Source organism: Gammaproteobacteria bacterium (assembly GCA_016199745.1).
In the GTDB taxonomy this organism is placed as follows: Bacteria; Pseudomonadota; Gammaproteobacteria; order Acidiferrobacterales; family Sulfurifustaceae; genus JACQFZ01.
This window is the reverse complement of the sequence record JACQFZ010000057.1, coordinates 93,900-119,958: the sequence shown is the minus strand read 5'-3', so window position 1 is coordinate 119,958 and position 26,059 is coordinate 93,900. Positions and strand designations below refer to the sequence as shown.

Genomic DNA, 26,059 nt, shown 5'->3' with positions numbered 1-26,059 from the left:
TCAGGCAGTTTTGCTGACTTGGCTGATATCACCGTCGTCCGGATTTTGCAGCAGCGGCGTGATGTTGCCGATACGTTTCTCGATGGCGCCTTCCTGCTCATGAATGCCTTCGCGGATTTGCTCGAGCTCCTTGATGCGATCTTCCAGCGTGTCGGTCGCCTTGTGAATGCGCTTGATCGATTCCAGCCGGCGGCGCAGCAAGATTTGGTGCTCGCGCACCTGCGACTCCATCGGTGACATGATGGTCTTGAGCCAGGCGTCGGCGTCGCGATGCGCCATGCGGAAGATCGCCCGGACTTTTGCCACCGACGATTCGAAGAATTTGCGTGTCAGGATTTGCTGTTCAGTGAACACCAGCGACAAGCCGCTCATGAACTGATCGTGTTTACCTTCCAGACGTTTGATCTCGCGCAGGTAGCGTGTTACCGAGAACCCCCCCGGCTTCACGTTGGCGAGGCCATATTCTTCCTGGAACTTGTGATACACGCCTTCCATCAGCTCTTTGATTTCCTGCGCCTGCGCCGCGGCGTCTTCCATGGTCTTGTGCGCTTTGACGAAGAAGTTATCCATGCACGACTTCAAGCCCGCCGTCGTCATGCTGATTTCCATGTCGCGCTTGGTGGCAGCGATCAGGTTATCGACACTCTTCAGGTTTAAGTGCGTGTACAGCACGTTGGTCTGTTGCGAGAAGATGCTGCGCGTTGCTTGGAAGCGTTGCAGACTCTTTTCAAAAATTTCTTTATCGGTCTTGACCTTGTTCATCATGTGGTCGATGACGTCGAAGTTCTTGCCGTTGAGTCCCTGTAGCTCGCCGAGATGTTCGTGTACACCTTGCAGCCGTTGCTTCAGCAATTGCCGCATATTGTCGATGGCGTAGTTGACGTCGCCGCCGATGGCGTCACAGACGATTTCGCGTTTGGAGGGAAGAATTTCTTGTGCCAGCGCTTGTTCCAGCGTGCCGATGCGACTCTTCTCCAAGATTTCGTCATCGTTGCGAATCTTGCCGAGCAATGCCTTCTGCGCCGACACCGGGAACACGTTGGTCTCTGGAATGTTCAGCGTATTCGCGGTCTCGCGAATCTGTCGGTCGATCTCGCGATTCACTTCATTCCAATCGCGCAGCTCGTCCCACAAGCCGTCGATCTTGTTCAGCACCACCAACCGACCTTTGTGACCGCCGCCCTTACCGCCGATATGGTCGTGCCACACTTGAATGTCGGTTTTGGTCACGCCGGTGTCGGCGGCGAGAATGAATAACACGCCGTGCGCACTGGGCAACAAATTCAGCGTTAGTTCGGGTTCCGAGCCGAGTGCGTTCAAGCCCGGTGTGTCGAGAATGACCAAGCCACCTTCGAGCAATGGATGTGGCAGGTTGATGATTGCGTGGCGCCACTTCGGAATTTCGACCAGACCATCTTCGGCGATGCGTACGCCCGGTTGCGTTTCGTCTTCGGCGATGTGCAGCCCGAGCGCTTGCGCAAGCTCGCGATCGACGTGTTTGGTTTCGGTGATATGGCCGAGCGTCTTCGCCATGCCCTCGGCCGATTTCGTATCGAGCGGCACGTTCTGCCACTCATCAGGAAATGTCCGGAACTCGGAGATGCTAGTGCCGCTGCGCCGCGTTTCGATTGGCAGCAGTCGCAGCTCGGGGCCGCGGGCCTTGTCGTACATCAATTCGGTCGGGCACATCGTCGTGCGGCCGGCGCTCGACGGCAAAATGCGCGCGCCGAAGTTGGCGAAGAAGATGGCGTTGATCAGCTCCGACTTGCCGCGCGAGAACTCAGCGACGAAGGCGATATAGAGTTTGTCGTCGCGCAGCGTCGACAACACGTGATCGAGTCGTTGATCGACTTGCGTGTCCGACAACTCTTGTGTTTGCAACCACGTGCGGAACTCAGTGATTGCCGCCGCCAGCGTTTTACGCCAGCTGCCGTACTGCTCGAATTGTTGCTCGAGGCTCGGGTTCGTCATTGGACGGGTTCCCCTTAAAACGAAGTTAGTGTTTATTTTTTGTCGGAAGGCGAGGTATGCCAGCCGCTTAGCTAAGAATGCTCAACTTCACCTCAGTTTAGCCCAGGGTTTGGCAGCTCGCACAAAAAAAGGCTGAACGGCCACCTAAACGATGGATCCGAATAGGGGTTTGGCAGGTTAGACAGGGCTGGCCGTCGCGGCCGTAGACCTTGAGGGATATCTGAAAATAGCCGGGTTTGTCGTCGCCGCCGCGGAAATCCCGCAGGGTCGTGCCGCCGGCCTTAATCGCCCGTTTGAGGGTGGCACGGATCGCCGTTGCCAGACGGTCGTAGCCCGCGCGCGAAATCCGGCCGGCGGCCCGGGTTGGCCGAATGCCGGCGGCGAACAGCGCTTCATTCGCATAAATATTGCCAATGCCCGCGACAATGCGGCCGTCGAGCAGGAAGTCGCGGATCGCCCGGGTACGGCCGCGCGAGACCTGGTGCAAGTACGCGCCTGAGAAAGTTGATTCCAGGGGCTCAGGGCCGAGATCGGCGAGCAGTTTATGGGTGTTGGGGTCGGCATCAGTCCATAGTACCGCGCCGAACCGACGCGGATCGCGTAATCGCAGACAGTCGCCGTTGGTGAGCACCAGCTCGACATGGTCGAACTTACCGGCAGGTTCACGGCTGTCGACCACGCGCAGACTGCCCGACATGCCTAGATGCAGAATGACCGTGCCGACGTCGGTTGCCAGCAGTAGGTACTTGGCGCGGCGGCTGACGGTGTTGATGCGTTGACCGGGTAACTGCTTCAGCAAACTCGACGGAACACGCCAGCGCAGGCGCGGATTGCGCACGAGCACGCGGCCGACGTGTTGGCCGACTAAGAACGGCTCGATACCGCGGCGAGTGGTTTCGACTTCGGGGAGTTCGGGCATGGCGGTGACGTAGGTTTTGGCAAATGGATCAGATTTACAGTGTGCGTTTCGCACGCGCAACGGCGTCGCTATCCTACCCCTTGAATGGGCTAAGCGAAAAAAAGAAATCCTTAATTCGGATTGTCCGCGCGCAAGTTGAGCAAGCGCTGCGCCGTCTCGGCAGGGAAGTGATATTCCAATTGTTCGTCAGCGCGCAACAGCACGAGCTCCGGCGTGCGCGCCAAGACGCTCAGCGTCAGCGTTGATAACTTGTTAGTGTCATCGGCGAACGTGATGGTGATCCGTTCTTTGCCGGGTGCCGCTGTACTGGCTTTGACGTTGAGCGCCCGCGCATGCCGCCACTCTTCGACGAACGCGTTGATGCGGTCGGACGATAGCGCTTTGTCTTCGGGCGCGCGCTGCCAGGTGCCGTCTTTGAGCGTGAGTGCAAAACCCGGCAACTTGAATGCCACCGGCTTGCTGTCGGCGATGAGCAGGCGCGTATCGATGAAGCCGGTATATGGCTGTGCCGCCTGGGCGTAGTAACCGCTGGAAACGAGATGAATCGCGTCGCCGTGGCGCGCGTAGTACTGGTCTTTGAAGGGATGCAGATCGCCGAACTCGATGACGCTATCGTTGAGGCGCACGACCAGCTTCGGCTTGGACAAGCCATAGCGACCGAGGTCGTCGGCGGTTGGCGTTAACCGGCCCTCGCTCGGTGCCTGCGCCAAATGCACAACCGATTCGATCGCGAAGTCGTTGCCGCGGGCATTGATCGGCGCCGTCAGCCGCCAAACGCCGTTGTTTCGTTGCAGCGTGATGGTCGCATCCGCTTTTTTAATGTCGATGCGGTCGATGGCGTCGGTTTTTAGATCGGTAAGAAGTAAGCGCGTGTCGTCTTGCTGGGTCTGGTCCGAGCGTTTCCAAGCAAATAGGCCGAGACCGATCACGACCAGAAGTAGTACAAGATTAACCCACCAGCGCCGCATTAGCGGCGACGGCGCTGCTGGCGGCGGGTTCTGATTCGGCTCCGTGCTCATCGTATTAACGTTTGCGCCGACGCCACCAGATGGTGACACCGCTGCCGATAAGCGCCAACGGCAGCACCAGCAGAAAGACGCCACCGATGATGTCATGCGCTGTCGGCGACAGCTTCAAGTTGCGATCGCGGGCGGTCCGCACCGGAATGTTGACGTAGGCGTCATCGCGCGACAGCCAGTTGACCACGCTCATACCAAGCTCGAGATTGCCGCCGTTGCCGATGATGCTGTTCGATAGAAAATCACCATCGCCGACGACGACCACGCGCTGCTCGCGGCCTTCGACCGTACGCGTCATGGCAAAGCCGAACGCCAATGGGCCGGGAATATCTTTGCCTTTGTCGAAGCTGATCTCGCCTTCGAGTCGGCCGGTTTCCGACCAGGCACGCGCGCTCGTATCGAGCAGCACTTGGCTCTTCCAGCCTTCGCTAGCCTGCACGCTGATCGGGACAGCGTTCGGGAATACCGTCGTGTCGCTGAATTCGCGAATGATCGGGTGCGAGCCGTAGCGCGTGACGACCATCGCCGCCGGATTGCCGGTGCGTGCTTCCGAGTCCGGGTCGACGATCGTGCCCGTTTGGAACTCGATTCCTAAGGATTCGGCCACCGGATCGAGGCCCGACGATTCATTCGGATCGGACAACCACAGCACATTACCGCCGCGCGCCAAGTAATCCTCGATCGCCTTGACCTCGCCGGCCAGCAGCCGCGTGCGCGGGCTGGCGATGACCAGGGCGGCGGCGTTGGTCGGTACCCGCGGTGTTTCGGCGAGCGCGAGCGAACGCGTCTTGAAGCCGCGCTTGTTCAGCTGTGCCGACCACGTCGAGAGATCGAAGTTGGCTTGTCGATCCGGGCTGCGCTCGCCGTGGCCGGATAAAAATACCAGCCAACGTTCGCCGCGATGGCCGAGGCGGGTAAAGGCGTTGGTCAGGCTTTCTTCATTGCGTGCACGCGGCGGAATATTTTCGCGCGCATCGCCGTAGTGGATAACGAGCTCACCGTCGTCTTGAACGCCCGCGGCACGCACGCGTTCGGGATCGCTGTCGAGATCGACGAACTCGAGCGTGATGTCGGCTTTGTGTTGCTGATAGCGGCCGATGAGATCGCGGATCGGGTAACGGATCTCGGGTTGCTGGCTGGCGAAGGCGGTAACGGTAATCGGCCCTTTGAGACGCTCGACCGCGGCGATACTCGCCGGCGACAACGAGTAGCGGCGGTTTTGGGTGATATCGAACTGCCAATGGAATTCGCGGCTCATCCATTGCAGCAAGCCGACGGCGACCAGGAATAAGACGATGAAGCTTAAGTTGACTAGACGCAGTTGCAGTTTGGCGCGGGGCGTGTGATGCACGGCTCAGCCTCCCAGCCGGTCAGCATCGAGCCGGCGGATACTGAGGGTCAAGAACGTCACCACCAGCAGCGCGTAATAAACAGCGGCGGTGCTGTCGAAAATGCCTTTGAGAAACGTTAAGTAATGATTGAACAGCGATAGGTATGCCGGCACGCTGGCATGGATGTCGCCTTGGCCGCTCCAATCGACGATCCAAAAGAACAGCGATAACCCGAAGGCGCCGATGGCGGCGACGATCGGATGTTGCGTGAGGGTCGACATGAATAAACCGATAGCGGCGAAGCTCGCCAGCGTTAGCGCCAGACCGAGGGTGGCGGCGCCGAGCAAACCGAAGTCGACTGGGCCGCCGAAGATCAGCGATAACGGCATTAGCGCGATCATCGCCAGCAGTAGCCACAGAAACAGCAACACCCCCAAATATTTGCCGAGCACGACCTCGGTCATCGAGATCGGCGAGCTGAACAGCAGCGGCAGCGTTCGATTGCGGCGCTCTTCGGCGATTAGGCGCATGGTTAAAAGCGGCGTGACCAACAGCAGGATCATGGCGGCGTTGGCGTAGAGCGACGGCACGATCATTTCGGTGACGCCCGGAATGCCTTCGAGCGCCATCAGCTGATCGCTTTTTTCGATCACGTCGCGGATGCTCAATAGATAGATGATGGCCAAGATCGTTTGGACGACAGCCAGTACGACCCAGGCGAGCGGCGACAGGAATAGATTCTTGAATTCGCGCCGGGCGATAGTGAGGATCATGCGGGCGTCTCCGCGGCGATGGTTTGTTCAGCGGCAGTGAGCTCGACGAAGATTTGTTCGAGCGACGCGCGCTCCGGGCCGATCTCGTGTAAGCCCCAGTGGCGCTCGGTCGCGAGTCGAACGATCTCGTCGGTTGGGTCTTGCCCCGGCTCGTGCAGCACGCGTACGTGGCTGCCGTCGATCGTACTGACGCCGCGCACGCCGGCGATATGCTCGATCTCGGTCAATGCCGGTGGCTGCCGCAAGCCGACGATCAGTGCGGCCGACTTCAAGTGCCGCGCTAGACCGTCGATGGTATCGCTCAGCACTAGGCTGCCTTTATTGATGATTTGTACCCGATCGCAGGTGGCCTGCACTTCGGGAAGAATGTGGGTCGAGAGGATGACGCCGTGATCTTTACCGAGTTCGCGGATCAACGCGCGGATCTCGCGGATCTGGATCGGGTCGAGGCCGATCGTGGGCTCGTCCAGAATCACCAGCGGCGGTAGATGAATGATCGCCTGAGCGATGCCGACGCGTTGCTGATAGCCCTTCGACAAGTTGCCGATCACCCGTCGACCGACGTCGCTCAAGCCGCACTTGCTCTTGGCGGCCTCGCGCATCTCGCGCCGCCGCGGACGCGGGATGCGGTGCAGCGCCGCGCAGTAGTCGAGGTATTCATCGACCGTCAGGTCGCGATAAACCGGCGGTTGTTCCGGCAGGTAACCGAGCGCCGCCTTCGCTTGGCGCGGCTCGGCCAGCAGGTCATGGCCGTTGATGCGCACGTCGCCGTCGCTCGGCGCCAGGTTGCCGGTCAGGATCTGCATGGTGGTGGTTTTACCGGCGCCGTTCGGGCCGAGGAAACCGAGGATCTCACCCGGATGGATCGTGAAGCTGACGCTGTTCACGGCTCTGAGATCGCCGTAATAGCGGGTCAGGTTGTGGACCTCGGCCAAGGGAGTCGCCGCCATCTGTTTTCCAAGTGATTACGCGGGGTTAGGTAGGGTCGCATTTAAGGCGCCGAGGCCGCCAAAGTCAACGCGAGCCGTCAGCTTTTCGACGTGGCATGGAATCTGCTGAATAGGCGGCAAGGAATCAAAACATGCGCACTCAATCGACGAACCGCGAAGCGAACTCCCGCCCACTCTCCCCTTTCGGGAGCGGGCAAGGGCAGAGCAGGCGCATGAGCGAAACCAATGTCGGTTCGGGTGCACGACAGATGACTAAGGCACGGTCATGGAGCCTCTCCATCATCGCCGGTCTCGCCCTCTACGCCGTTCTCGGAAGCGGCGTCGGCGAATCGTCCGATCCGACGTTGCGGGTCGCCGAGCTGCCGGTCGAGGTACTGAACGACTGCGCCGCGGTTCCGGTCGCTGCGTCCAGCGCGACCTGCGCCGATGCCGGCTACCAAATTCGCTGGCTCAGCCACACGCCGCACGGGCATCTCTTTTTAGTCGAGCACGATCGCTGCAACGCCGACGGATGCCGTGCCTGGTTAATCGAAAAGCAGGCGGGCGGCACGCAAGTGCTGTTGGCGCTGGTCGGCGAATATCGGCTCGATCGCAACGGTGCCTATCCCTCGGTACAGTTGCGGGCCGAGCTCAGCAACAGCTACACCAGCTACAACCGCTATACCTGGGACGGCAACGGTTATACCCGCAGCGAAACCCGGATGGCGCACCGCGTCGACGGCTTCGAGTGCGCCAGCGAGGATGACTGCGAACGGGCGGCCCAACAAGCGCTCAATCATAACCAGGTCGATCGTGCCGTACGCATCTGGCAGCAGGTACACGGCGTCGATTGGATCTAAATCCCCGAATCGTTCCCGTTAAGTTCCTACCATTGGCCGATTAGGCGACAATACGCGTCCGTTCCATTTTGTGTAGGCAGCGCATTACATGACCGATAAAACTTATAAAGTTCGTATCCAACCCAGTGGTCGCGAGGTTACCGTCAAAGCGACCGAAACCGTGCTCGACGGCGTATTGCGCGCAGGGTTGTTGTTGCCGCATAGCTGCCGCAACGGTTCCTGCGGTGCCTGCAAGGGCGTGGTGCTGACGGGCAGCGTCGATTACGGCACGTATGACGAAAAAGCGTTGACCGCCGACGAGCGTGCCGCCGGCAAAGCATTGTTCTGCCAGGCGCGACCGACGTCCGATTTAACGATCGAAGCAAAAGAGATCGACGCGCCCAAGGGTATCGTCATCAAGACCTTGCCAGCACGCGTGATCCAGCTCGAACGGGCAGCGCACGATGTGATGGTGTTGTCGCTCAAGTTGCCGCAACAACCCGAGCCGTTCAAATTTCTCGCCGGCCAATACATCGACATCCTGCTGCGTAGTGGCGATCGCCGCAGTTTCTCGCTCGCCAATCCGCCGCATCAGGTCGATTCGCTCGAGCTACATGTGCGGCATGTGCCGGGCGGTCGCTTCACCGGCCAAGTGTTTAACGAGATGCGCGAGAAGGACCTGCTGCGGTTTCGCGGACCGCTCGGTATGTTTTTTCTGCGCGAGGACGACGCCGAACGGCCGATCATCCTCGTCGCCGGTGGCACCGGCTTCGCACCGATCCAATCGATCGTGCAAGACGCCATCGCCCGCGGTCTCAAGCGGCCGATGCATCTCTACTGGGGCGTACGCGCCAAGCGCGATTTGTATCGGCACGCGCTAGCCGAAAGCTGGTGCGCGGCATATCCCAATTTCCGTTACACGCCGGTGTTGTCCGAGCCGCAACCGGAAGATGCTTGGACCGGCCGTACCGGCTGGGTACACGACGCGGTGTTAGCCGATTATGCCGATTTCAGCGGGCATGAGGTGTATGCCAGCGGTCCGCCGCCGATGATCAACGCGATCCGCGCCGTCTTCTTTCCGCGCGGCCTTGCCGAAGATCGGTTGCACTATGATTCTTTTGAGTTCGCCCATACGACCTAAAGCCGCGGAGGTGTGCATGCGCTACTGGCTCGGTATTTTTGCGGTGTTGTTGTTATGCGTCGGTTGCGAGGAGAAGCCGCCGAAGGAAACCGTGTTCGATCCGTTGCTGAAAACGAAGGAGAAGGCGCGGGCGGTGGAAGGGCAGGTGAAGCAATCGGCTGAGCAGCAGGCGGCGGAGATCAACAAGGCGACGACGGAGGAAGGGCAGCAGCAGTAGCGTCTAACTTTAATACCCCCACCCAAACTATTCCCACCCAGTGCGCACGAAAATCACGTGCGCCCGTTCGGCGGCGTGAGTGTCCGCTGGACACTCGCGAAAATCCCGCTTCATCCCCCGCCATAGCAAGGGTTAAGGTGGGTGGTGAGGGAAATGGGCTTTTATTTTTCCATTCCCCGTCCTCCCGACAACACATCTCCACTCCCAGAAAAATTTCCTCAACCCGAATCGTATAGAACGAAAGTCGCTTGACCGGCCGATTTTCGTCTGGTCGAATCTCCCCGCTAATAAGAAGCAGAATCAAGAAAGGGAGTGTTCTTGTGAAGCCGTATCCCAACGTCGAACCCCCTCTTTTTTATCCATCGCATCGGCACACAAGCGATGCCCTCGGAATTTTGCTGTTGTTTCCTTTTTTTATTCAGGAAACGCCTGTATCGACATGGCTAAAGCAAACGATCGGTAGCGTGAAGGGTGCTATCAATTTTTCTTAATTTTCAATGAGGGAGAAGCGTTATGTCGTCACCAATGGATCTCATACTTGATAAAGCAAAAGATCTGGCAAAGGACGGATTAATCGATGCTGGGCAGGACTACGCACAACAATTAGTAGATGAACACCAGGCGCTGGGACCGCAAGTGTTTAATCATGTGAAAAAGAAACTCGACGAGATTGATAGCGAGGTTAACGACTACTACACAGCTTTTATGGTGGGTGGACACGAGATGCGACGCGGAGTGGTGAATGAGATCAACTACCATTCGACGTGCGTCAGACTTTTTTCCAGAAGCGAGATGGAGAGAGTTAATGAGCTCACGGACATCATCGGCGGACTGACTGTGCGCTCCGCGAAACTTGAACAGGAAGCGGAGCAGCGAATTACGGCCGCTATTCAACAAATTGAGCGTGGCTTTAACAGCAAACAAAGCAAGGGGCCGGTAGCAATGGACGAAGCGGTTCGAATAGGAAACGAGATCACACGTCTAATGGAATCGAAGTATAAGACGGTTAATGCGGGCAATAAACTGCAGGCACATTGCGCCGAAATAATTGGAAAGCTGAATGCGATTCATCGCCGATTGTCCTCCGATAAAATTACGATAAATTTCAGTCGGAAATGCAAACAATGGCTTGATGCTAAGCGGAAAGCCAATGGAGAACGCTAGACCATGCGTCATCCTCTGAAATTAATAAATATCTTCTATTGCATAGTTGCCGTTGGCCTGACGGTCGCTATTACCTCATGCATTTCCGACCCCAATGTTGATGCGCAATATCGCGAGCAACTGGCGGTTTGCCGATCTTTGCCGCAAGTTCCGAAAGGTCCGCAGTACCGGCAAAAAGCGATTGAACTGAGCAAATCGTGCGAATCACTAATAAGCCAAGGCCACGACGATTCCGATTTGCATTTTTATCTCGGCCGTTTGTTCGTATTGGGTGAAGAAAAAGAAAAGGTGATCGAGCAGCTGCGGATAGCAAGCGCTAAGGGTAGTGCCAAAGGTATGACCCTGCTGGGCCGATTGGTAGAGCTCAAGATAATTTCGGTCGAAGCCGCCGGCCGTGATCAATGGTCGCTCTATGAACAAGCTGCTGCTCTCGGCGATCCTGTTGCGCAGGTTTATTTGGCGAGATCTATTTATTTAACTGTCCAACCAGAGACTGACGAGAGCCGTCGGCGCAGATATGCGTTGTTGATGTCAGCCTCTGCGCAAGGTTATGCCATTGCGGACTATTACCTCGGGGAATTCCATGATTCGAATGCCATAAACGGTAAGTCCGCTGAAAAAAAGCTCGCGGTATCGTACTTGGAGCGCGCCGCCCGAGGTGGCGTTCGCGATGCCGTGGAGATGTTAAGAGCAATGGACCACGATATCTCTATCTACGGCAAGCTGGAGGATATGGAAACCACAGCGCGGGGAGACGATTTGTATCGACCTTAACCCTAAGCAATTCTTTTTTGAGTTCTATCGCATCGTTAATGGAAAGCGCTTAATCATGCGCCGCCATCGCAAATTATTAATAACTACTTTCACAACCGTTATCCACGCGGATTCGAATCCGCGTGGATAACAAATTGCTTACCCTACATCGAAGCCTCATTCCCTCCCCCGCAACAGAGGAGAGGGGAGAGGGGGTTAATGAACTGCCGTCGATCGAAACGTAAGACTCGCCGTCGAGCGTTGCGACGGTAGCCGCAAGTCCTCGGCATACACTTCCGTCCCGCGCCGGTAGCACGCTAGTGCGCGGTCTTTCTCGCCTAAACGTTCCAGCAATCCGCCGAGCTCACGATAGGCCTCGGCCGGACCGCGCAGGTTGATGCACTTTTCAAGATAACCGCGCGCCTTTTGCTCGCGGTTAGCGTGGATCGAGAGCCGCCCGAGGGTTAGCAGCAGGTAGGGTTCTTCCGGATGCAACGTCAGCCAGTTCTCGGCGTTCTCCAACTGTTCAGTCGGCGTGTCGCTGCGTGCCTGACCGTACAGATCGACCAGCGCATCGTCCCATTGTTGTTCGATGGTGTTACGCAGTAACTCTTCGGCCTGATTCATCTCGCGTTGCTGGATCAGTTGCCGCGCATAAATCGCGATCAGCGTTGGTTGTCGGCGCAGATGTTTCGGTACGGCGTTCCAAGCTTTCTGTAAGACATCGCCGGCGCCCGACGGCAAGCTCAACACCAGCAACTCGCGATGCGCGCGCAGCTCCAGCGCATCGACTTCTTTCGACGTGAGCACGGCATTCTGCCGCAACTGCGACGCCAGCTCGGCCAGATTGGTCCAGTCGCGCAGCTCGAGATAAAGCTGCGCCAGCAGCTTTAACACATGCTTGTGTTTGGGGGCGAGTTGGCGCAGCTCGGTGAGCGTTGCCAGCGCCTGCTCGGATTGATGCGCCAAGTACTGCAGGTTCGCCTGCGTCATACCGATAGCGAGATGATGTTGCGGCGAGCGCCGATGAGCGCCGGCGAGATATTCGTCGCGCTTTTCGAGATTGCCTTGACCTTGGTTCACGCACGCCGCGCCGAGATAGCTCAAGAGCGGCGTATCGCCGCCGCGCATGCTGGTCAACAGCCGTGCTTCCGCCTCGCTCCAATTGGCTTCGGCCAGTTTGATTAAACCTTGGTAAAGCGACTCGCGTGCTTGGCGCTCGTTACGGTGCGCACGCCATTGCTCGACGTCGCGCGGGATACGGATGAGACGCACCGCCAGGTAAACCACCAGATAAAGCGCACCGGCGGCGACTAGGCCGAGCAACATGAACACCGTGAGCGACATCTCGATGCTCCACGGCGTACGGGCGATCAGCACATAGCCGGGATTATCGAGCGCGTACATCGTCAACAGAATAGCGCTGAGCAGCGCACCGATGATGACTAGAACCAGTCTCATGAGTCTTGCCGCCGGCCGGCGCTCTTGCGCAGCAACTCAAGGGAAGTATTGATGTTTGGCAGCTCGGCCATGACCGGCGTTGCTTGCATTTTTTCCAGATCGGCCAAAGCAGCGGTAACCGCTTGTGAATTGGGATCGAAGTAATCGGTCAACCAACGGTGCGCGGTCTTAAGGTTTTGCTGGTACGTAGCGACGTTGCCCTGTAGCAGCGCGTGTTGTGCGCCGTACAACATCAGGCGCAAATTTTCGCGCACGAAGTATTGTTGCTCGGGCGGCAATAGCGGTTTTTCGGCGGTGTTGTTATGCCGGATACGTACCAGGCTGAGCAGATCTTGCCACATGGCGTGCGCGGTCAGCCGTTGTTCGTCGCTCGGCGCCGCGGCGGTTTGGTTACTGGCGGCGGCCGATTGTTCGGCTTGGGTGCGTAGCGCTGCCGTTAGCGGCAGGCGGTCGACGCTATCGGCCATGCCGCCGAGCTGAAGCGACATGCCGGCGGTATCGGTACGTTCGATGGTCTCGAGGAGTGCAATCTCACGCGCCAATTGGCGCCGCACCGGCAATAGGTTCGGGCTTGCCAACAGCTCGATCTGGCGGTCGGCGGCTTGTAGCGCCGCCAGTGCCGATGTGACATCGCGCGACAACTGCAGCCGGCGGTTGGCCGTCAGCAGCAATTGCTCGGCCTCGGCGACCATCCAATCGGTGCGATTGCGGCTCAAATCCGTCTGAATTTTGTCGAGCGCCGCCTTCATCGTTTCCTGCGTTTCGTGGGCGACGCGCAGCTCTTCGTCGGTATCGGCGAGCGATTCGCGCAATTCGCGGTTTTCGCGCTCGAGGCGGGTGAGCGTGCCGGAGACATCGGTCTGCAACAGCTCCGGTTGATTATGGAACAACGTGTACCAGAGATAGCCGCTGCCGAGCAGGGCGATACCGGCAATGATCAGCGCCAAGCCGCTCGATACGCGGCCACTGCGGGTCGGTTCGCGCCGGTCGCCGCTGTCTGGTGGCGGCTCGGGTTGGTCGTCGGTTGGGAAGTTCGTCGGATCCGTGTTCATGCAATCACCGTGGGCGATGAATTATAGGGAAATTTGCTGGGTCCGCCACGTTCGAATGGCGTCCAGTATAGCCGCGTCGCTCGCGCTGGGCGCGATCGATAGCGCCGCTTGGAAACCGAGCGCGCGGGCGGTGCTTGCTTGCGCCTCGCTCATGACCACGATCGGACTGCGCAGAAGCAGATCGCGGTCGGCGGCGCCGATCATTTCGTAAAGATTATTGAGGCCGTCGCTACTGGTGATGCTGATGATATGGATTTCGTCGCGACGGAAGCAATCGACCAGCGCGGCGATATCGGCCGTCGGCCGTACGCGCCGGTAGCATTCGGCATAGACCACATCGGCGCCGCGCGCTCGTAAGGTCTGCGCCATTAGTTCGCGGCCGCCTTCGCCGCGAACGATGAGCACGTGGACGCCGGCGACGTTCGTCAGTGCCGGCAACGCTAGTACGCCCTCGCTGTCGAAGCGTTCAGTCGGCACTAGCGGATCGTGTAAACCGTGCTCGGCGAGCGCGCGGGCGCTGGTTGGGCCGACGCAGATCGGTCGCACTGCCGGCGGCCAAACTTGACCACGTGCGCGTAGCGCCGCGAATGCTTGCTGGACCGCATTAGCGCTAATGAAGATGGCGAACTGGAATTCCGCCAGCCGATCGAGCAATAACGATAGGCGCTGCGGGTCGGTCGGTGGGGCAATGGCCATGGCCGGGAAGCGGATAGCAACGCCGCCGGCTTGTTCGATTAGGCGGACCAATGACTCCGCCTGATGCGCCGGGCGTGTGACTAACACGCCGACGCCGGCGAGCGTGGCATCAGCCACGACCATAAACCTTGTCGAGGATAGTTTTGGCGCCGCGTGCCAGCAGCTCGCCGGCCAAGCGCGCGCCGATGGCGTCGGCCTCGGCGACGGTACCGCGCGCTTCGCCTTGCAGTATCTGGCGGCCATCGGGATCGCCGACTAAGCCGCGTAGATGCAGTGCCTCGCCGTTGAGCTCGGCAAAACCGGCGATCGGCACTTGGCAACCGCCGTCGAGATGCGCGTTGAACGCGCGCTCGGCGCGGACGCAATGCAATGTCGGGGTGTGATTGAGCGGTGCCAGCAGCTCGTTGGTGGAGTGGTCGTCGCGGCGGCACTCGATGCAGATCGCGCCTTGGGCAACTGCCGGCAGACTGTCGCTGATGGTGAGGCGTTCGCGGATGCGCTCGGCCATGCCGAGACGTTCGAGGCCGGCGACCGCGAGGATAATGGCGTCGAATTCGCCGTCGTCTAATTTGCGCAGACGCGTATTGACGTTGCCGCGTAGTGTGATCACGTCGAGCTGTGGATAGCGGGCACGGATCTGGCACTGCCGGCGCAGACTCGAGGTGCCGACACGTGCGCCGGCGGGTAGCTCAGCCAGCCGCGCGTAACGCGTCGAGACGAACGCATCGCGCGGATCAGCGCGTTCGAGCACGGCACCGATGTGCAAACCGTCGGGTAACGTCACGGTCAGATCTTTCATCGAGTGCACCGCCAAATCGGCGCGGCCGTCGAACAGCGCTTGTTCGAGCTCTTTGATGAACAACCCCTTGCCGCCGATGGTGGCGAGCGGTCGATCGAGGATGCGGTCGCCTTCGGTAGTGATTTTCACCAGATCGACAACGAGCCCCGGATTCAGTGCGAGCAGTCGATCGCGCACATGTTCCGCTTGCCAGAGGGCGAGCGCGCTTTTGCGAGTACCGATACGAAGGGTCTTCAAGTGGACTGTCTCGCTTCTCCCTGGCCGCCGAAGGCGGCCAGGGATGAGGGGATGGTTATCAATGTAGAGTGGGCAGCGTTGTCCTGTGCACGCTGTTTTGGTGCCACGTGGGCAACAAGTTGCCCATAACTAGGCGTTGACGTTGTTAGCGGTGGCCGCGGCCATCGGCCGATTGCGTGCCCAACGGCGTACCGCCGCCGTATGGCGCCGGCTGACGTCGAGCTTCTTTTCAACATTGCGCAGATTTACCTGCCAGGTGCCGACGGTGCTTTTCTCGATACCTTTGATGAACTGGGTTGCTACCAATGCATTGCGATGCACGCGCAGGAAACGTTCACCGAATTCTTTTTCCAAGTTCACCAATGAATCTTCGATCAAGTGCTCCTCGGTCGAGGTGCGCACGACCACGTACTTGCTGTCGGCCAAGAAGTAAACGATATCGGCGACCGGAACCAAGCGGATGTTGCCGCGCAGATGCACGCTGATGTGCGTGCGCGCCGGCATCTCCTTGCGCGAGTGGTGCAGCTCCTGCACTTGTTTCATCGTCAGCTTCCGTGCCTTCGTCAGTGCATTCGCTAACCGATCCTTACGAATGGGTTTCAGCAGATAGTCGACGGCGTTGACGTCGAACGCGTCGAGCGCGTGCTGATCGTAAGCGGTGGTGAAGATGACACTGGGTGGATGTTCCATACCCATCAAGTGCATCGCCGCCTCGAGCCCGTCCATCCCCGGCATGCGGATGTCCATCAGCAGCACATCGGGGTTGAGCTCGGAGGCTTTCTCGACCGCCTCGGCGCCGTTCATGGCTTCGCCGATGACGGAATAACCGCCGATGTCGGACAGCAACTCGCGCAAGCGATCACGCGCTAATTTTTCGTCGTCTACGATCAATACTCTCATACGTTACCTCCACGCGTCGGGATGACGACGCTGACGCTGAACTGACCATTTTCCCCCTTAGCTTCGAGCCGCGCCGCTTGGCCGTAGTGGCTCTCCAGTCGGCTCCGGATGTTATCGAGCGACCGGCTGTGAGACGCGGGCGCGCTCTTGGATTTGGCGGGCGGGTAAGGGTTATCAACTTGGATATGGATCTTATCATCCTGTTCCCAAAGTTTGACGTGGATCGTGCCGCCGGCCGGCAACGCTTCGACGCCGTGGCGTACAGCGTTTTCCAATAGCGGTTGCAACGTCAATACCGGTATTGCCGCCTTGCGCGGAAATGTGCCGATCTGCCATTCGACATGCAAGCGTTGTTCGAGCCGGAGCGTTTCGATGGCGAGATACTTTTTGGTGACATCGACTTCTTTCTTTACCGGGATGAGTTGCTCGTCTTCCGTCAGCATCATGCGGAACAGATCGGCCATGTCTTCGATCGCGCTCTCGGCCCGCGCCGGCTCGTTGCGTGTCAGGCTGGCGATGATGTTCAAGCTGTTGAACACGAAGTGCGGCCGAATGCGCGACTGCAGTGCTTGAATCTTGGCGCGTGCTTCCGACAGCGTGCGCTGCTTGAGCTCGTGCTTGCCGAGCAAGTAGCGCAGCGCCAGGGCGTTGACCAAGACACTGACCGTGAAATTTTGGATGTGAAAATAACCGTACCATTCCGGCCGCGCCGTGCTGATGCGACCGAACGCGTACAGCAGCCATACCGCTGCTTCGCTGACCACGAGCGTCACGACCAATAGCAATGCATAAGCGAGTGCCAGTGCTTTGAGTCTAGGCAGGCGATTCAGATAGGAGCGGGCGCCGCATAAGCAGGCGATGCTGGTAAGCGCGATCCACTGCAAGAACAGCGAGATCAACAGCAGGTCTTCGAGAATGTTGAGCGAGATCCGGCGAGTGATGAGCGTAGTGATGAAGGCAAACACCTCGGCGATCAACATGACGTTCACCACCACCGGCACCGAGCAGAAGTTCGGCAGCACGCCATCGTTTGCCGCCGTCGGTTCGCCGTGCGGCAACAGACCGGCGCGGTCGGCGAGACCGCGGAACCAGTTGAATACGTTGCTCCGTACCGTTGTTAACTCCATGCCCCACCTTTGCTGCTAAATATGGTGCTGCTCGTGTCGAAAAGCACCGTGTGACTTCCGTTACGTTGTGCCTGCCGTCCGTGGCGTCGCATGGAAGGCTTCGCTAAGCCCCGGCCCGCACTTCCGTGTGCGGGCATTCGCGCCGGCCCCACAGTTCACCCACGTACGATCGGCATTTTCACCTTCACGTGGTATTGCCCGCCTTCTTCAAACGCTTGCAGACTCGCTGCCGCGCCGAACTGCGTGGTCAACCGCTGCCGGGTATTCTCCTGGGCGATTTTGTTGCCCTTGCCCGGCGTATTTTTACGCACATCGGGCAGTGGATTACTAATGAGAATGTTAAGGGTTTCGCCTTCGGCCCACATATCGATTTTAATGGCACCGCCGGCGAAGCGCGGTTCGATGCCGTGATAGATCGCGTTTTCAAGCAAAGGTTGCATCGTCAGTGCGGGGATCAATGCGGCCCGCGGAATGTTCGGGCTCATATTCCACTGCACGGTTAATCGATCGCCAAGGCGAATCTTTTCGATCTCGAGGTACTGGCGCGAAATTTCGCGCTCGGCCGAGATGGGAACCAGTTTGCGAGCATCCGCTAACAGTACGCGGAAGAGGTCGGCCAAGTCATGCAACACCGCCTCGCCTTTCTCAGGGTTACTGCGCGTTAAGCTGGCGACGCTATTCAAGCTGTTGAATAGGAAATGGGGACGAATACGCGATTGCAACGCCTGCATGCGTGCCTCTTGCTGGGCGCGTGCCTCGACCTCGGCCCGGTGTTGGGCGATGACGTAGCGCAAGCCGAAGACACTGATGATAAAGGCGACCATCAGGCTGCGAATGATCAACGATTCGCGCCACGCCGGCCAACGCTCAGGGATTAATCCAAAATCATGCAACGCGAAGATCATGCCGTCGGTACCGATGGCGGTAACGAATAGCAATAACACTACAACCAACACCGAGCCGAACGCCACCGATGTCCGTCGCAACAGCGGCGCCGCCAGTTTCAAGATCACCACACTGAACAACGAGATGGCGATGGCGAATGCCGACAACATGTTGAAATCTTGCCACGCCTGCTCGTCGAACACGGCGTTGCGACCGATGGTGATAATGATGGCAATGAGCTCAGCCAAAAGGATGAACCGAATGGCCATGCCGAAGGAACCAAAATCAGGGAGAAAGTTTCGTTCGTGTCGTTGTTCGCGTGGTGGCATGGATTCCTTCCGTTAGTGACCGCCCTGGTCGATGCAAGCGCACCTGAATGCCGATTTTGTAAAATCGCATTGGGTTACGCCATGTAAGGGCGCGTCAAGTATACTTTCCTGCGGTGGGTAACTGCCAAAAAAAACCCCCGTCAGTGACGGGGGCCGGAAGACCTGATTCGGAATTCGGGGTGGGGGTGCACAAAGGAGAGTCCGAATCAGGTGATTTGCTACTGAATTCAACCATAGCCGGCAAACCCTGAGGCAACAATCCCTTACCGATGACCGGGAGCCGGTCACCGATGGGAGGCAACGACGAATTTGCCTTAAAAATCGGCACAAAATGTGTGCGCCGACAAGGTTTAACGTAGGGTCTTCGGCATCATTCCGCTGGCGACAAAACATCGCGCCTTTCATTAACGACAGCGCAGAGAATCATGAGCAAAGACAAACTTTGGGGTGGTCGATTTACCGACGCCACGGATAGCTTGGTGGAACGTTTCACCGGCTCGGTCCACTTCGATCAGCGGCTCTATCACTACGATATCGCCGGCTCGATCGCGCACGCGCGCATGCTGGCGCATGTCGGTGTGCTGACGACGTCAGAGCGCGATGCGATTGTTCGCGGGCTCGAAGAAATCGAAGCCGAAATCGATGCCGGTCAATTCGCCTGGCGCGCCGAGTTCGAAGACGTGCACATGAACATCGAAGCGCGGCTGACGCAGCGTATCGGTGACGCCGGCAAAAAATTGCACACGGCGCGCTCGCGTAACGATCAAGTTGCGACCGACGTGCGTTTGTATTTGCGCGATGGTGTCGACGCATTGCTTACGGCCATCAATGCGCTGCAGCAGGCGTTGCTCAAGATTGCCGAGCGCGAGGCCGACACGATCATGCCCGGCTTCACGCATATGCAGGTGGCACAACCGGTAACGTTCGGCCATCACTTGATGGCGTGGTTCGAAATGCTAGTGCGCGATGCGGCGCGGCTGCGCGATGCGCGTAAGCGTATTAACGTTATGCCGCTCGGCTCGGCCGCGCTCGCCGGCACGAGCTATCCGATCGATCGTGCTTATACGGCAAAGCTGCTCGGCTTCGACACGATCACCGAAAATTCGCTCGACGCGGTGTCCGATCGTGATTTCGCCATCGAGTTCATTTCCGCATGCGCCTTGATCATGACGCATCTGTCGCGTATGTCGGAGGAGTTGGTGCTGTGGTCGTCGTCGATCTTCGGTTTCGTCGAGTTGTCCGATGCCTACTGCACCGGTTCGTCGATCATGCCGCAGAAAAAAAATCCGGACGTGCCCGAGCTCGTACGCGGCAAGAGCGCGCGCGTGCAGGGTCACCTGACGGCGTTGTTGACGCTGATGAAGGCGCAGCCGCTGGCATACAACCGCGACAACCAAGAAGACAAAGAGCCGGTGTTCGATACGCTCGACACGACGTTAATGTCGTTGCAGGTTTATGCCGGTCTCATCGATACGATGCAGGTGCGGCGCGAGCGCATGGCACAAGCGGCGGTGCAGGGCTATTCGACCGCGACCGATCTCGCCGATTACCTGGTGCGCAAAGGCATACCGTTCCGCGATGCGCATGAAATCGTCGGCCGCGCCGTGCGTTACGGCGTCGATCGTGGACGCGATCTTGCCGAGCTCACACTCGATGAGCTCCACGGATTCAGTACGCACATCGACGCCGATATCTTCGCTGTGCTGACGACCGCTGGCTCGGTTAAAGCGCGTAACCATGTAGGCGGCACGGCGCCCGAGCAAGTGCGCGCTGCGATCGTTCGCGCGCGTGCACGGATCAGTCACGAGGCCGGCTCGAAGTGATCGGCGATCGGCGCCAAGCCGAGGTAGCTGGACCGAGTCCGCGGCGGCGGGAGAGCGATCGACTTGGCGCCGATCGGCGCCTGCGCCTGCGACGCCAAGTCGATCGCTTGCGACTGCCGACGTGGGAAGAGCAACGTACCCAATTCATTACCCGTTTTTTGTTCGGTACCCTCGGCCTCGCTTATTTCAACGTCGGTGAGGTGGTCGCGCGCTCTAGTCACTATTGGGTAGCGATCAATATCGTTCACCTGGTGTATCTCGGTTTAACCGGGCTTTACATGCTGCACGCGCGCTGGCGCGTGGTTTCGCCGAGGCGGCTGCGGCTGGCGATGTGGACCGATATTCTGGGGGTATCGGCGGTGGCGTTGGCCGACGTCCATGTCATGTCGCCGGCGTATCTCGTGTACCTCGTGATCGTTCTCGGCAACGGCATGCGTTATGGACTGCGTGCGTTTGCCGAGGCGGCGCTGAGCAGCGTCGCCGTCGCCGCGCTCGTACTCGGTTTGCGCTTTGGCGATTATCTCGACGACCTGTCGGTCGCGAGCGTGTTCTTCATCATGTTCGTCGGCATCATCGTCGCTTATTCGTACTCGTTGATGGCAAATATCGAGCGCACCCGCCTGGGGCTGGAGGCCGCCAGTCGCAACGATGCGCTCACCGGCTTGCTCAATCGGCGCGGTCTAAAAGAACATGCCGACGGGTTGTTCGTTGCCCTCACACGCAACCGCAGCTCGCTGGCGGTGCTGTTCGCCGATCTCGACGGCTTCAAAGCGATCAACGATATTCATGGTCACGATGCCGGCGACCGCGCCCTCAAAGAAGTGGCGCAGGCGATCATGGTGTCGGTGCGTACCACCGACATCGTCGCTCGTTTCGGTGGCGACGAATTTCTCGTCATCATGCCCGACACCGATCTGGAGCAAGCGACCGCCGTTGCTAAGCGCATTCAAGCGATCGTACCGCCGGTGATCGACGGCCAAGCGCAATTGAGTTTGACCATCGGCATGGGGCTGGCGCCGCTGCATGGCGCCGATCTCGATACAGTGTTGAAGTCGGTCGATAGCGCCATGTATCAAGGCAAGCTAGTGGCCGGTCGCGGTGCTATTTGTCGCGTCGACGGCGGTGCGGTCGCATGACGCTGCGTTCCCTGGATGAGTTGCGGCAGCGCCTACGCGAGTTCGCGCAAGCGCGGGATTGGGAGCAGTTCCACTCGCCGAAGAATGTGGCGATGGCGTTGATCGTCGAAGCTGGCGAATTGGTCGAGCACTTTCAGTGGCTGACCGAATCGCAGAGCACGCAGTTGAGCGCCGAGACGCGCGCTGCCGTTGAGCAAGAGCTGGCAGATGTATTGTTGTACCTCGTGCGTCTGGCCGATCGACTCGACGTCGATTTGCTTGCCGCCGCCGAACGCAAAATGGCTTTGAACGAAAAAAAATATCCGGCCGATGAGGTTCGCGGTCGGGCGACCAAGCACAATCCTTCCAATCGCTGACGTTAGGGCTTTGTCCAGTTCTGGCGCTGCCGCTCGCGTTCTTCCGGCGTCATCTTGCGCCACTGCTCACGCAGCCGCTCGCGCTCTGCCGGCGGCAATTGCTTGAACCACTCGTGTCGCTGCCGCAGCCGTTCCTGTTCTGCCGGTGGAAGTTTCTTGAAGTGCTCGTAGCGTTCGCGCGCTCGGGCGCGCGCTTCCGGCGACATCTGTTGCCAACGTTTGAAGCGTTCATGTGCGCGTTCGCGTTCCTCCGGGCTCATTTGCTGCCAGCGTTTAAGGCCCTGGCGCAGTCGCTCTTGCCGTTCCGCCGGCAACTCCGACCAATGTTCAGCAAACGGTTTCAGCATCTCGCGCTCTTCCGGGCTCAGCGTGTTCCACGGAATGGTGTCGGTGGCGTGCGCCAACGCCGGTAACAGCAGTAGGGCGCCAATGAGGATCAGGCGGCGCATCAGGGTCGCTCCTTTGTTGATGGCGTAGTGCTGGCGTGTGCCGGTGTCGCCGTTAAGGCGATCCCCCTGCCGAGCATTGCCCACTCAGCTGGCATTGCCGAGCCAATCATAAAATTCGAGATCCTCGTAGAACTCTGGATTCTCGGTCGTCAGCAACTCGAGATCGGCGACGGTGGTTTCCGACGCGATCGGTTTAGTCGGTGCCGTCAAGCTAATGATGCCGACCAGCGCGAACGTTACGCCCGCGGTCACCAGCCCGCCCATGGCGAACCGGCTAAAACGAGGCCGGCGGCCGGCGTGATCGAGCGCCCGCCTACGCGCGGCCCGCAGGCGGGCGATGGTAAGCGGATCGAGCTCGTGTTCGGTTTGCCGCAACAGTCGGCCGGCGGTTTCGATCAATTCGCGTTCGCTCGGAGTCGTCATGGCTGCCAGTGGTCCTTGAGCTGATTTTGTAACGATTGCACCGCGCGGAAGTAATGCGTTTTAACGCTGCCGGCGGAGCAGCCCATGGCGCGAGCGGTTTGCTCGACGTCCAATCCTTCCCAGGTACGCAATAGAAACGCTTGTTGTTGCCGCAATGGCAGGCGTGCCACCGCCGCTTCGAGCGCAACCAGCGTGCGATTGGCGGCGCTTTGCTCTTGTGGACCGGTCGGGCGCGGGTCGGGCTGGTTTTCCAGCGCATTACCGGCGTCTTCATCGTCGTCGCTGAACCATTGGCGCCAACGGTTGCGTACCCGCGTACGCCGATACCAATCGTAAATTCGCCGCTGCAAGATCTGTTGAAACAGCGGTCCCCACTCGCCCTCGGGCCGGCCGGCGTAGTAGCGGACTAGCTGCAGCATGGCGTCTTGCACGATATCCAAGGCGTCGTCGGAATGGCGCGTCGCCGCCCGGGCCATGGCGAGCGCGCGGCGCTCGGCGCCGGCCAGAAAGCGGTCCAAGGCCTGGTTAGATTCCAGTAAGTTCTCCCAGCTGGGGGTGGTGCTTGCTCGCAATGGCAATTCCATCGGTTGGCCCTCTGAAACTAATAACGTCAGACCCGGCCGGCGGTTGACCGCGGCAGTTCAAGTGGGGCGGGCGACGCGGTAAAGTGCGCGTCTGGGGTGTATTTGGTGTATTTAACGACAAGTAATTATGCGTGCGAACGAGAACAGTAGCGGTGACGGCCATAGCGGTCCGTCTTACAATTGGTGGCGTCAGGGCGATCGGCGACGGGTCGAACGCCGTAGCGGCGAGCGTCGCGGCGATTTGCGCTGGGACCCGAAGATGGGCGAACGCGACCGCCGCTCGGGCAAAGATCGGCGCGAGTTTATCTTGTGCTGCTAGTTGCGCGGCGTTACGCGCGCCAGTAGGCCGCGAGCAAATTGTCGTTGCCGGCGCGGTCTTTTACCGGTAACTGCACACGCCGCAGATAATCGAGCACGTCCGAGATCGGGCTGAATTCTTCATATAGCCGCCGATAGACGTGACGCCGGGCTGGATTGGCTTCGTAGTCGGCCGAGCGCCAGAAGGCATTGCGACCGTGGGCCACGTAGTAATCGAGCTCGCCGCGTGCCGCCACCCGCTCACGAAATAAGCCGCTCATGAACAGCGTGTAGTCGCCGATGTGACGCACGATCGAGCCGTGGCGGCGGCGGTCTTTGGCCTCTTGCGAGGCGATGAGCATGTCGACGATGTATTCGAGGGGCCGACCTTCGGTGTCCTTGAGCGAGTACAGCAAATGCGTGTAGGCGAATCGTGCCAGCACCTCGGCGACGTAGTCGACGGTACCGGCTTCATTGAGCCCATGGTCGTGAAAACTCTGTTGCAGTTGATGACGAAAGAACTGCTGGAGCGTAGGTAAGCGCATATTTCTAAATACCTCCACACCTGCGTGATATCTGTGGGGCCTGCCACGAAGACAATAGCCGGTCGTCGTTTACGGTCCCACTAGTAACTTTAAGTATAGAAAATCCAGAAATTGCTGCAGCGGCAGTAGATGTCGTTACCCACGGACCGGTAAGCTTGTGCTAGCAAAAGGGGAAATTAAGAATGTCGCGTCGGATAATCGTCCTGCTCTTAGCCGTGCTAGCGCTCGGTGCATGTGGCAAAAAAGGTCCGTTGTATCTCCCGGGCGGAATCGCCCCCATCAAACCATTCGCGGTTAAGTAAGTGGAGTCTATGGATCCGTTTGAATATAGAGCCGGTCGGTTGCATGCCGAGGATGTCGACCTCGTCGTCTTGGCGCAGGACATCGGTACCCCATGTTACGTCTATTCGCGCGCTGCTATCGAAGAACGCTGGAATGCGTTCGACGAGGCATTCGCCAGCCATGACCACTTGGTCTGTTATGCGGTCAAAGCGAACTCCAATTTAGCGGTGCTCGATACGTTGGCGCGTCTCGGCTCCGGATTCGACATCGTTTCCGGCGGTGAGCTCGAACGCGTGCTGGCCGCCGGCGGCGATCCGGCGAAGGTGGTGTTCTCCGGCGTGGGTAAGACAGCGGCGGAAATGCGGCGCGCGCTCGAAGTTGGCATCGGTAGCTTTAATGTGGAATCGGCCAACGAGCTTGAATTGTTGAACCGGATTGCCGACGAATGCGGCAGCCGCGCGCACGTGAGCCTGCGCGTGAATCCTGACGTCGATCCGGTGACCCATCCTTATATCGCCACCGGTCTCAAAGAGAGCAAGTTCGGCATCGACATCGATCAGGCGTTGTCGGTGTATCGTCGCGCTCGGGAGTTAGCCAACATCGATGTGAAAGGTATTGCTTGCCACATCGGCTCGCAGCTCACCGATGTCGGCCCGTTCGTTACTGCGCTCGAGCGTGTACTAGAGCTGGCCGGCGAATTGCTCGACGACGGTTTCGCCTTGCGCCAGCTCGATCTGGGCGGTGGCCTCGGTATTCGCTACGGTGACGAGCAACCGCCCGAGCCGATCGACTATGCGCTGGCGTTGCTCGATACCTTGCACCGCTTCGGCACGCGCTATCGTTCGCTCAAGTTGGTGGTTGAGCCGGGGCGGGCGATCGTCGGCAACGCCGGTGTGTTGCTGTCGCGCGTGTTGTATTTGAAACAAGGCAGCGATCGCAACTTCGCCATCATCGACGCGGCAATGAATGATCTGGTGCGGCCGGCGTTGTATGACGCATGGCACGATATTGCGCCGGCCGAGCTCAAGCAGCAGCCATCCGCGGTTTACGACGTCGTCGGCCCGGTGTGCGAGAGCGGCGACTTCCTCGGGCGGGCGCGCACACTGGCGATCGCCGATGGCGATCTGGTGGCGATCGCGTCGGCCGGCGCGTATGGTTCGGTCATGAGCTCGAACTACAACACCCGACCACGCGCGGCTGAAGTCGTGGTCGACGGCGATCGTTATTGCGTGAGCCGGCGGCGCGAAACCGTGGCTGAGCTGTTGGCGCTGGAGTCGTGTTTACCGGGCGATTAGTCGTTCTTCTTACGCGAAAACCGCCGGCGTACGCGCTCCCACCAACCCAGTAGGCGTTGATTGAGCCGGCGGATCGCTGGAAAGTCCACTGCCAGCAGGGCCAATCCAAGCGGGATCATCCAGAACCCGAGCACCGGCAGAAACCCGACCAGCCCGCAAGCAACCAGAAGAACGCCGACGATTTGGCGTAACCAACCATGCCTGCTGTTTTTTAGAGCGCGGAATTGTTTTAGTAAAAAATCTTTCATACGGCTCGCCCATAGCGGGCGTTATTCTTGGGCGGTAAGCTTATCGCTACTGCGCTTATTGCGCTCGCGGAATTCATTC

Annotated in this window: 29 protein-coding genes; 11 read left to right on the top strand and 18 right to left on the bottom strand. The window is 59.1% G+C overall.

Annotated features, from left to right (window positions below):
• The 6 genes from HY308_16025 to HY308_16000 all read right to left on the bottom strand — a co-directional run bounded on the left by HY308_16025 (window position 1) and on the right by HY308_16000 (window position 6,963).
• Window positions 1-1,971, bottom strand: a complete 1,971-nt coding sequence (locus HY308_16025) for a dynamin family protein (protein MBI3899785.1) — start codon at window positions 1,969-1,971, stop codon at window positions 1-3.
• A 97-nt stretch (window positions 1,972-2,068) separates the two neighbouring features.
• Window positions 2,069-2,890, bottom strand: coding sequence for a bifunctional DNA-formamidopyrimidine glycosylase/DNA-(apurinic or apyrimidinic site) lyase (gene mutM, locus HY308_16020; GenBank protein MBI3899784.1), 822 nt, complete (start codon window positions 2,888-2,890; stop codon window positions 2,069-2,071).
• A gap of 110 nt (window positions 2,891-3,000) precedes the next feature.
• A complete protein-coding gene (locus HY308_16015; protein MBI3899783.1) occupies window positions 3,001-3,909 on the bottom strand; it encodes a DUF4340 domain-containing protein in 909 nt (302 codons plus the stop codon).
• Window positions 3,910-3,913: 4 nt separating this feature from the next.
• A complete protein-coding gene (locus tag HY308_16010; GenBank protein MBI3899782.1) occupies window positions 3,914-5,260 on the bottom strand; it encodes a GldG family protein in 1,347 nt (448 codons plus the stop codon).
• A gap of 3 nt (window positions 5,261-5,263) precedes the next feature.
• Window positions 5,264-6,013, bottom strand: coding sequence for an ABC transporter permease subunit (locus HY308_16005; protein MBI3899781.1), 750 nt, complete (start codon window positions 6,011-6,013; stop codon window positions 5,264-5,266).
• Window positions 6,010-6,963, bottom strand: a complete 954-nt coding sequence (locus HY308_16000) for an ATP-binding cassette domain-containing protein (GenBank protein MBI3899780.1) — start codon at window positions 6,961-6,963, stop codon at window positions 6,010-6,012. The genes HY308_16005 and HY308_16000 overlap by 4 nt, the downstream gene beginning before the upstream one ends.
• Window positions 6,964-7,175: 212 nt before the next feature.
• On the opposite strand from HY308_16000, the gene HY308_15995 reads away from it, so the two are divergent.
• The 5 genes from HY308_15995 (at window position 7,176) to HY308_15975 (ending at window position 11,077) form a co-directional block, all read left to right on the top strand.
• Window positions 7,176-7,802 carry a hypothetical protein gene (locus HY308_15995; GenBank protein ID MBI3899779.1) on the top strand — a complete coding sequence of 209 codons (627 nt, stop codon included), beginning with the start codon at window positions 7,176-7,178 and terminating at the stop codon, window positions 7,800-7,802.
• Window positions 7,803-7,890: 88 nt separating this feature from the next.
• On the top strand, window positions 7,891-8,922 hold the full coding sequence (locus HY308_15990; protein MBI3899778.1) for a CDP-6-deoxy-delta-3,4-glucoseen reductase: 1,032 nt from the start codon (window positions 7,891-7,893) through the stop codon (window positions 8,920-8,922).
• 16 nt (window positions 8,923-8,938) lie between these two features.
• Window positions 8,939-9,139 (top strand): hypothetical protein, encoded by a 201-nt coding sequence (locus HY308_15985; protein MBI3899777.1) that lies wholly within the window; start codon window positions 8,939-8,941, stop codon window positions 9,137-9,139.
• A 513-nt stretch (window positions 9,140-9,652) separates the two neighbouring features.
• Window positions 9,653-10,303, top strand: a complete 651-nt coding sequence (locus HY308_15980; GenBank protein ID MBI3899776.1) for a hypothetical protein — start codon at window positions 9,653-9,655, stop codon at window positions 10,301-10,303.
• Window positions 10,304-10,306: 3 nt separating this feature from the next.
• Window positions 10,307-11,077, top strand: coding sequence for a sel1 repeat family protein (locus tag HY308_15975; protein ID MBI3899775.1), 771 nt, complete (start codon window positions 10,307-10,309; stop codon window positions 11,075-11,077).
• Window positions 11,078-11,272: 195 nt separating this feature from the next.
• Here HY308_15975 and HY308_15970 read toward each other — a convergent pair whose 3' ends face one another.
• The 7 genes from HY308_15970 to HY308_15940 form a co-directional block, all read right to left on the bottom strand.
• On the bottom strand, window positions 11,273-12,517 hold the full coding sequence (locus tag HY308_15970; GenBank protein MBI3899774.1) for a heme biosynthesis protein HemY: 1,245 nt from the start codon (window positions 12,515-12,517) through the stop codon (window positions 11,273-11,275).
• Complete coding sequence (locus HY308_15965; protein ID MBI3899773.1) at window positions 12,514-13,569, bottom strand: uroporphyrinogen-III C-methyltransferase; 1,056 nt, start codon at window positions 13,567-13,569, stop codon at window positions 12,514-12,516. Before HY308_15965 ends, HY308_15970 begins: the two co-directional genes overlap by 4 nt.
• Window positions 13,570-13,590: 21 nt before the next feature.
• Entirely contained in the window at window positions 13,591-14,382 is a 792-nt protein-coding gene (locus tag HY308_15960) for a uroporphyrinogen-III synthase (protein MBI3899772.1), read from the bottom strand.
• On the bottom strand, window positions 14,375-15,346 hold the full coding sequence (gene hemC / locus HY308_15955; GenBank protein MBI3899771.1) for a hydroxymethylbilane synthase: 972 nt from the start codon (window positions 15,344-15,346) through the stop codon (window positions 14,375-14,377). Before hemC ends, HY308_15960 begins: the two co-directional genes overlap by 8 nt.
• A gap of 84 nt (window positions 15,347-15,430) precedes the next feature.
• Window positions 15,431-16,201 carry a response regulator transcription factor gene (locus HY308_15950; protein MBI3899770.1) on the bottom strand — a complete coding sequence of 257 codons (771 nt, stop codon included), beginning with the start codon at window positions 16,199-16,201 and terminating at the stop codon, window positions 15,431-15,433.
• Window positions 16,198-17,328, bottom strand: coding sequence for a histidine kinase (locus HY308_15945; protein ID MBI3899769.1), 1,131 nt, complete (start codon window positions 17,326-17,328; stop codon window positions 16,198-16,200). Before HY308_15945 ends, HY308_15950 begins: the two co-directional genes overlap by 4 nt.
• Window positions 17,329-17,483: 155 nt before the next feature.
• Window positions 17,484-18,542 (bottom strand): histidine kinase, encoded by a 1,059-nt coding sequence (locus HY308_15940; GenBank protein ID MBI3899768.1) that lies wholly within the window; start codon window positions 18,540-18,542, stop codon window positions 17,484-17,486.
• Window positions 18,543-18,967: 425 nt separating this feature from the next.
• On the opposite strand from HY308_15940, the gene argH reads away from it, so the two are divergent.
• Genes argH through HY308_15925 form a run of 3 tightly spaced genes read left to right on the top strand, consistent with a single transcriptional unit; the run spans window position 18,968 to window position 21,857 of the window.
• On the top strand, window positions 18,968-20,365 hold the full coding sequence (gene argH, locus HY308_15935) for an argininosuccinate lyase (GenBank protein ID MBI3899767.1): 1,398 nt from the start codon (window positions 18,968-18,970) through the stop codon (window positions 20,363-20,365).
• Window positions 20,362-21,501 (top strand): GGDEF domain-containing protein, encoded by a 1,140-nt coding sequence (locus HY308_15930; GenBank protein ID MBI3899766.1) that lies wholly within the window; start codon window positions 20,362-20,364, stop codon window positions 21,499-21,501. Before argH ends, HY308_15930 begins: the two co-directional genes overlap by 4 nt.
• Window positions 21,498-21,857, top strand: a complete 360-nt coding sequence (locus HY308_15925) for a nucleotide pyrophosphohydrolase (protein ID MBI3899765.1) — start codon at window positions 21,498-21,500, stop codon at window positions 21,855-21,857. Before HY308_15930 ends, HY308_15925 begins: the two co-directional genes overlap by 4 nt.
• A 2-nt stretch (window positions 21,858-21,859) precedes the next feature.
• Here HY308_15925 and HY308_15920 read toward each other — a convergent pair whose 3' ends face one another.
• The 3 genes from HY308_15920 to HY308_15910 all read right to left on the bottom strand — a co-directional run bounded on the left by HY308_15920 (window position 21,860) and on the right by HY308_15910 (window position 23,313).
• A complete protein-coding gene (locus tag HY308_15920) occupies window positions 21,860-22,306 on the bottom strand; it encodes a DUF3106 domain-containing protein (protein ID MBI3899764.1) in 447 nt (148 codons plus the stop codon).
• An 84-nt stretch (window positions 22,307-22,390) separates the two neighbouring features.
• The gene (locus HY308_15915) at window positions 22,391-22,729 is read right to left on the bottom strand and encodes a hypothetical protein (GenBank protein MBI3899763.1); all 339 of its coding nucleotides are present in this window, start codon (window positions 22,727-22,729) and stop codon (window positions 22,391-22,393) included.
• A complete protein-coding gene (locus HY308_15910) occupies window positions 22,726-23,313 on the bottom strand; it encodes an RNA polymerase sigma factor (GenBank protein ID MBI3899762.1) in 588 nt (195 codons plus the stop codon). The genes HY308_15915 and HY308_15910 overlap by 4 nt, the downstream gene beginning before the upstream one ends.
• A gap of 127 nt (window positions 23,314-23,440) precedes the next feature.
• On the opposite strand from HY308_15910, the gene HY308_15905 reads away from it, so the two are divergent.
• Window positions 23,441-23,632 carry a hypothetical protein gene (locus HY308_15905; GenBank protein MBI3899761.1) on the top strand — a complete coding sequence of 64 codons (192 nt, stop codon included), beginning with the start codon at window positions 23,441-23,443 and terminating at the stop codon, window positions 23,630-23,632.
• Window positions 23,633-23,642: 10 nt separating this feature from the next.
• Here the strand turns inward: HY308_15905 and HY308_15900 are convergent, their stop codons facing one another.
• Entirely contained in the window at window positions 23,643-24,155 is a 513-nt protein-coding gene (locus HY308_15900; GenBank protein MBI3899760.1) for a hypothetical protein, read from the bottom strand.
• Between the two features lie 182 nt (window positions 24,156-24,337).
• Here HY308_15900 and HY308_15895 point away from each other — a divergent pair, with 182 nt between their 5' ends.
• A complete protein-coding gene (locus tag HY308_15895) occupies window positions 24,338-24,457 on the top strand; it encodes a lipoprotein (GenBank protein MBI3899759.1) in 120 nt (39 codons plus the stop codon).
• Between the two features lie 9 nt (window positions 24,458-24,466).
• Window positions 24,467-25,732 (top strand): diaminopimelate decarboxylase, encoded by a 1,266-nt coding sequence (lysA, locus tag HY308_15890; GenBank protein MBI3899758.1) that lies wholly within the window; start codon window positions 24,467-24,469, stop codon window positions 25,730-25,732.
• Here the strand turns inward: lysA and HY308_15885 are convergent.
• A complete protein-coding gene (locus HY308_15885; protein MBI3899757.1) occupies window positions 25,729-25,980 on the bottom strand; it encodes a hypothetical protein in 252 nt (83 codons plus the stop codon). The genes lysA and HY308_15885 overlap by 4 nt on opposite strands.
• Between the last annotated feature and the right edge of the window lie 79 nt (window positions 25,981-26,059).

Coding starts and splice junctions, on each gene's coding strand:
- HY308_15915 (MBI3899763.1), bottom strand. CDS start 22,729: ATGACGACTCCGAGCGAACGCGAATTGATCGAAACCGCCGGCCGACTG.
- HY308_15895 (MBI3899759.1), top strand. CDS start 24,338: ATGTCGCGTCGGATAATCGTCCTGCTCTTAGCCGTGCTAGCGCTCGGT.
- mutM (MBI3899784.1), bottom strand. CDS start 2,890: ATGCCCGAACTCCCCGAAGTCGAAACCACTCGCCGCGGTATCGAGCCG.
- HY308_15885 (MBI3899757.1), bottom strand. CDS start 25,980: ATGAAAGATTTTTTACTAAAACAATTCCGCGCTCTAAAAAACAGCAGG.
- HY308_15975 (MBI3899775.1), top strand. CDS start 10,307: ATGCGTCATCCTCTGAAATTAATAAATATCTTCTATTGCATAGTTGCC.
- HY308_15940 (MBI3899768.1), bottom strand. CDS start 18,542: ATGCCACCACGCGAACAACGACACGAACGAAACTTTCTCCCTGATTTT.
- HY308_15985 (MBI3899777.1), top strand. CDS start 8,939: ATGCGCTACTGGCTCGGTATTTTTGCGGTGTTGTTGTTATGCGTCGGT.
- HY308_15900 (MBI3899760.1), bottom strand. CDS start 24,155: ATGCGCTTACCTACGCTCCAGCAGTTCTTTCGTCATCAACTGCAACAG.
- HY308_15970 (MBI3899774.1), bottom strand. CDS start 12,517: ATGAGACTGGTTCTAGTCATCATCGGTGCGCTGCTCAGCGCTATTCTG.
- HY308_16015 (MBI3899783.1), bottom strand. CDS start 3,909: ATGAGCACGGAGCCGAATCAGAACCCGCCGCCAGCAGCGCCGTCGCCG.
- argH (MBI3899767.1), top strand. CDS start 18,968: ATGAGCAAAGACAAACTTTGGGGTGGTCGATTTACCGACGCCACGGAT.
- HY308_16025 (MBI3899785.1), bottom strand. CDS start 1,971: ATGACGAACCCGAGCCTCGAGCAACAATTCGAGCAGTACGGCAGCTGG.
- HY308_15950 (MBI3899770.1), bottom strand. CDS start 16,201: ATGAGAGTATTGATCGTAGACGACGAAAAATTAGCGCGTGATCGCTTG.
- HY308_15945 (MBI3899769.1), bottom strand. CDS start 17,328: ATGGAGTTAACAACGGTACGGAGCAACGTATTCAACTGGTTCCGCGGT.
- HY308_15905 (MBI3899761.1), top strand. CDS start 23,441: ATGCGTGCGAACGAGAACAGTAGCGGTGACGGCCATAGCGGTCCGTCT.
- HY308_15910 (MBI3899762.1), bottom strand. CDS start 23,313: ATGGAATTGCCATTGCGAGCAAGCACCACCCCCAGCTGGGAGAACTTA.
- HY308_15980 (MBI3899776.1), top strand. CDS start 9,653: ATGTCGTCACCAATGGATCTCATACTTGATAAAGCAAAAGATCTGGCA.
- HY308_16000 (MBI3899780.1), bottom strand. CDS start 6,963: ATGGCGGCGACTCCCTTGGCCGAGGTCCACAACCTGACCCGCTATTAC.
- HY308_16005 (MBI3899781.1), bottom strand. CDS start 6,013: ATGATCCTCACTATCGCCCGGCGCGAATTCAAGAATCTATTCCTGTCG.
- lysA (MBI3899758.1), top strand. CDS start 24,467: ATGGATCCGTTTGAATATAGAGCCGGTCGGTTGCATGCCGAGGATGTC.
- HY308_15995 (MBI3899779.1), top strand. CDS start 7,176: ATGAGCGAAACCAATGTCGGTTCGGGTGCACGACAGATGACTAAGGCA.
- HY308_15925 (MBI3899765.1), top strand. CDS start 21,498: ATGACGCTGCGTTCCCTGGATGAGTTGCGGCAGCGCCTACGCGAGTTC.
- HY308_15990 (MBI3899778.1), top strand. CDS start 7,891: ATGACCGATAAAACTTATAAAGTTCGTATCCAACCCAGTGGTCGCGAG.
- HY308_15920 (MBI3899764.1), bottom strand. CDS start 22,306: ATGCGCCGCCTGATCCTCATTGGCGCCCTACTGCTGTTACCGGCGTTG.
- HY308_15965 (MBI3899773.1), bottom strand. CDS start 13,569: ATGAACACGGATCCGACGAACTTCCCAACCGACGACCAACCCGAGCCG.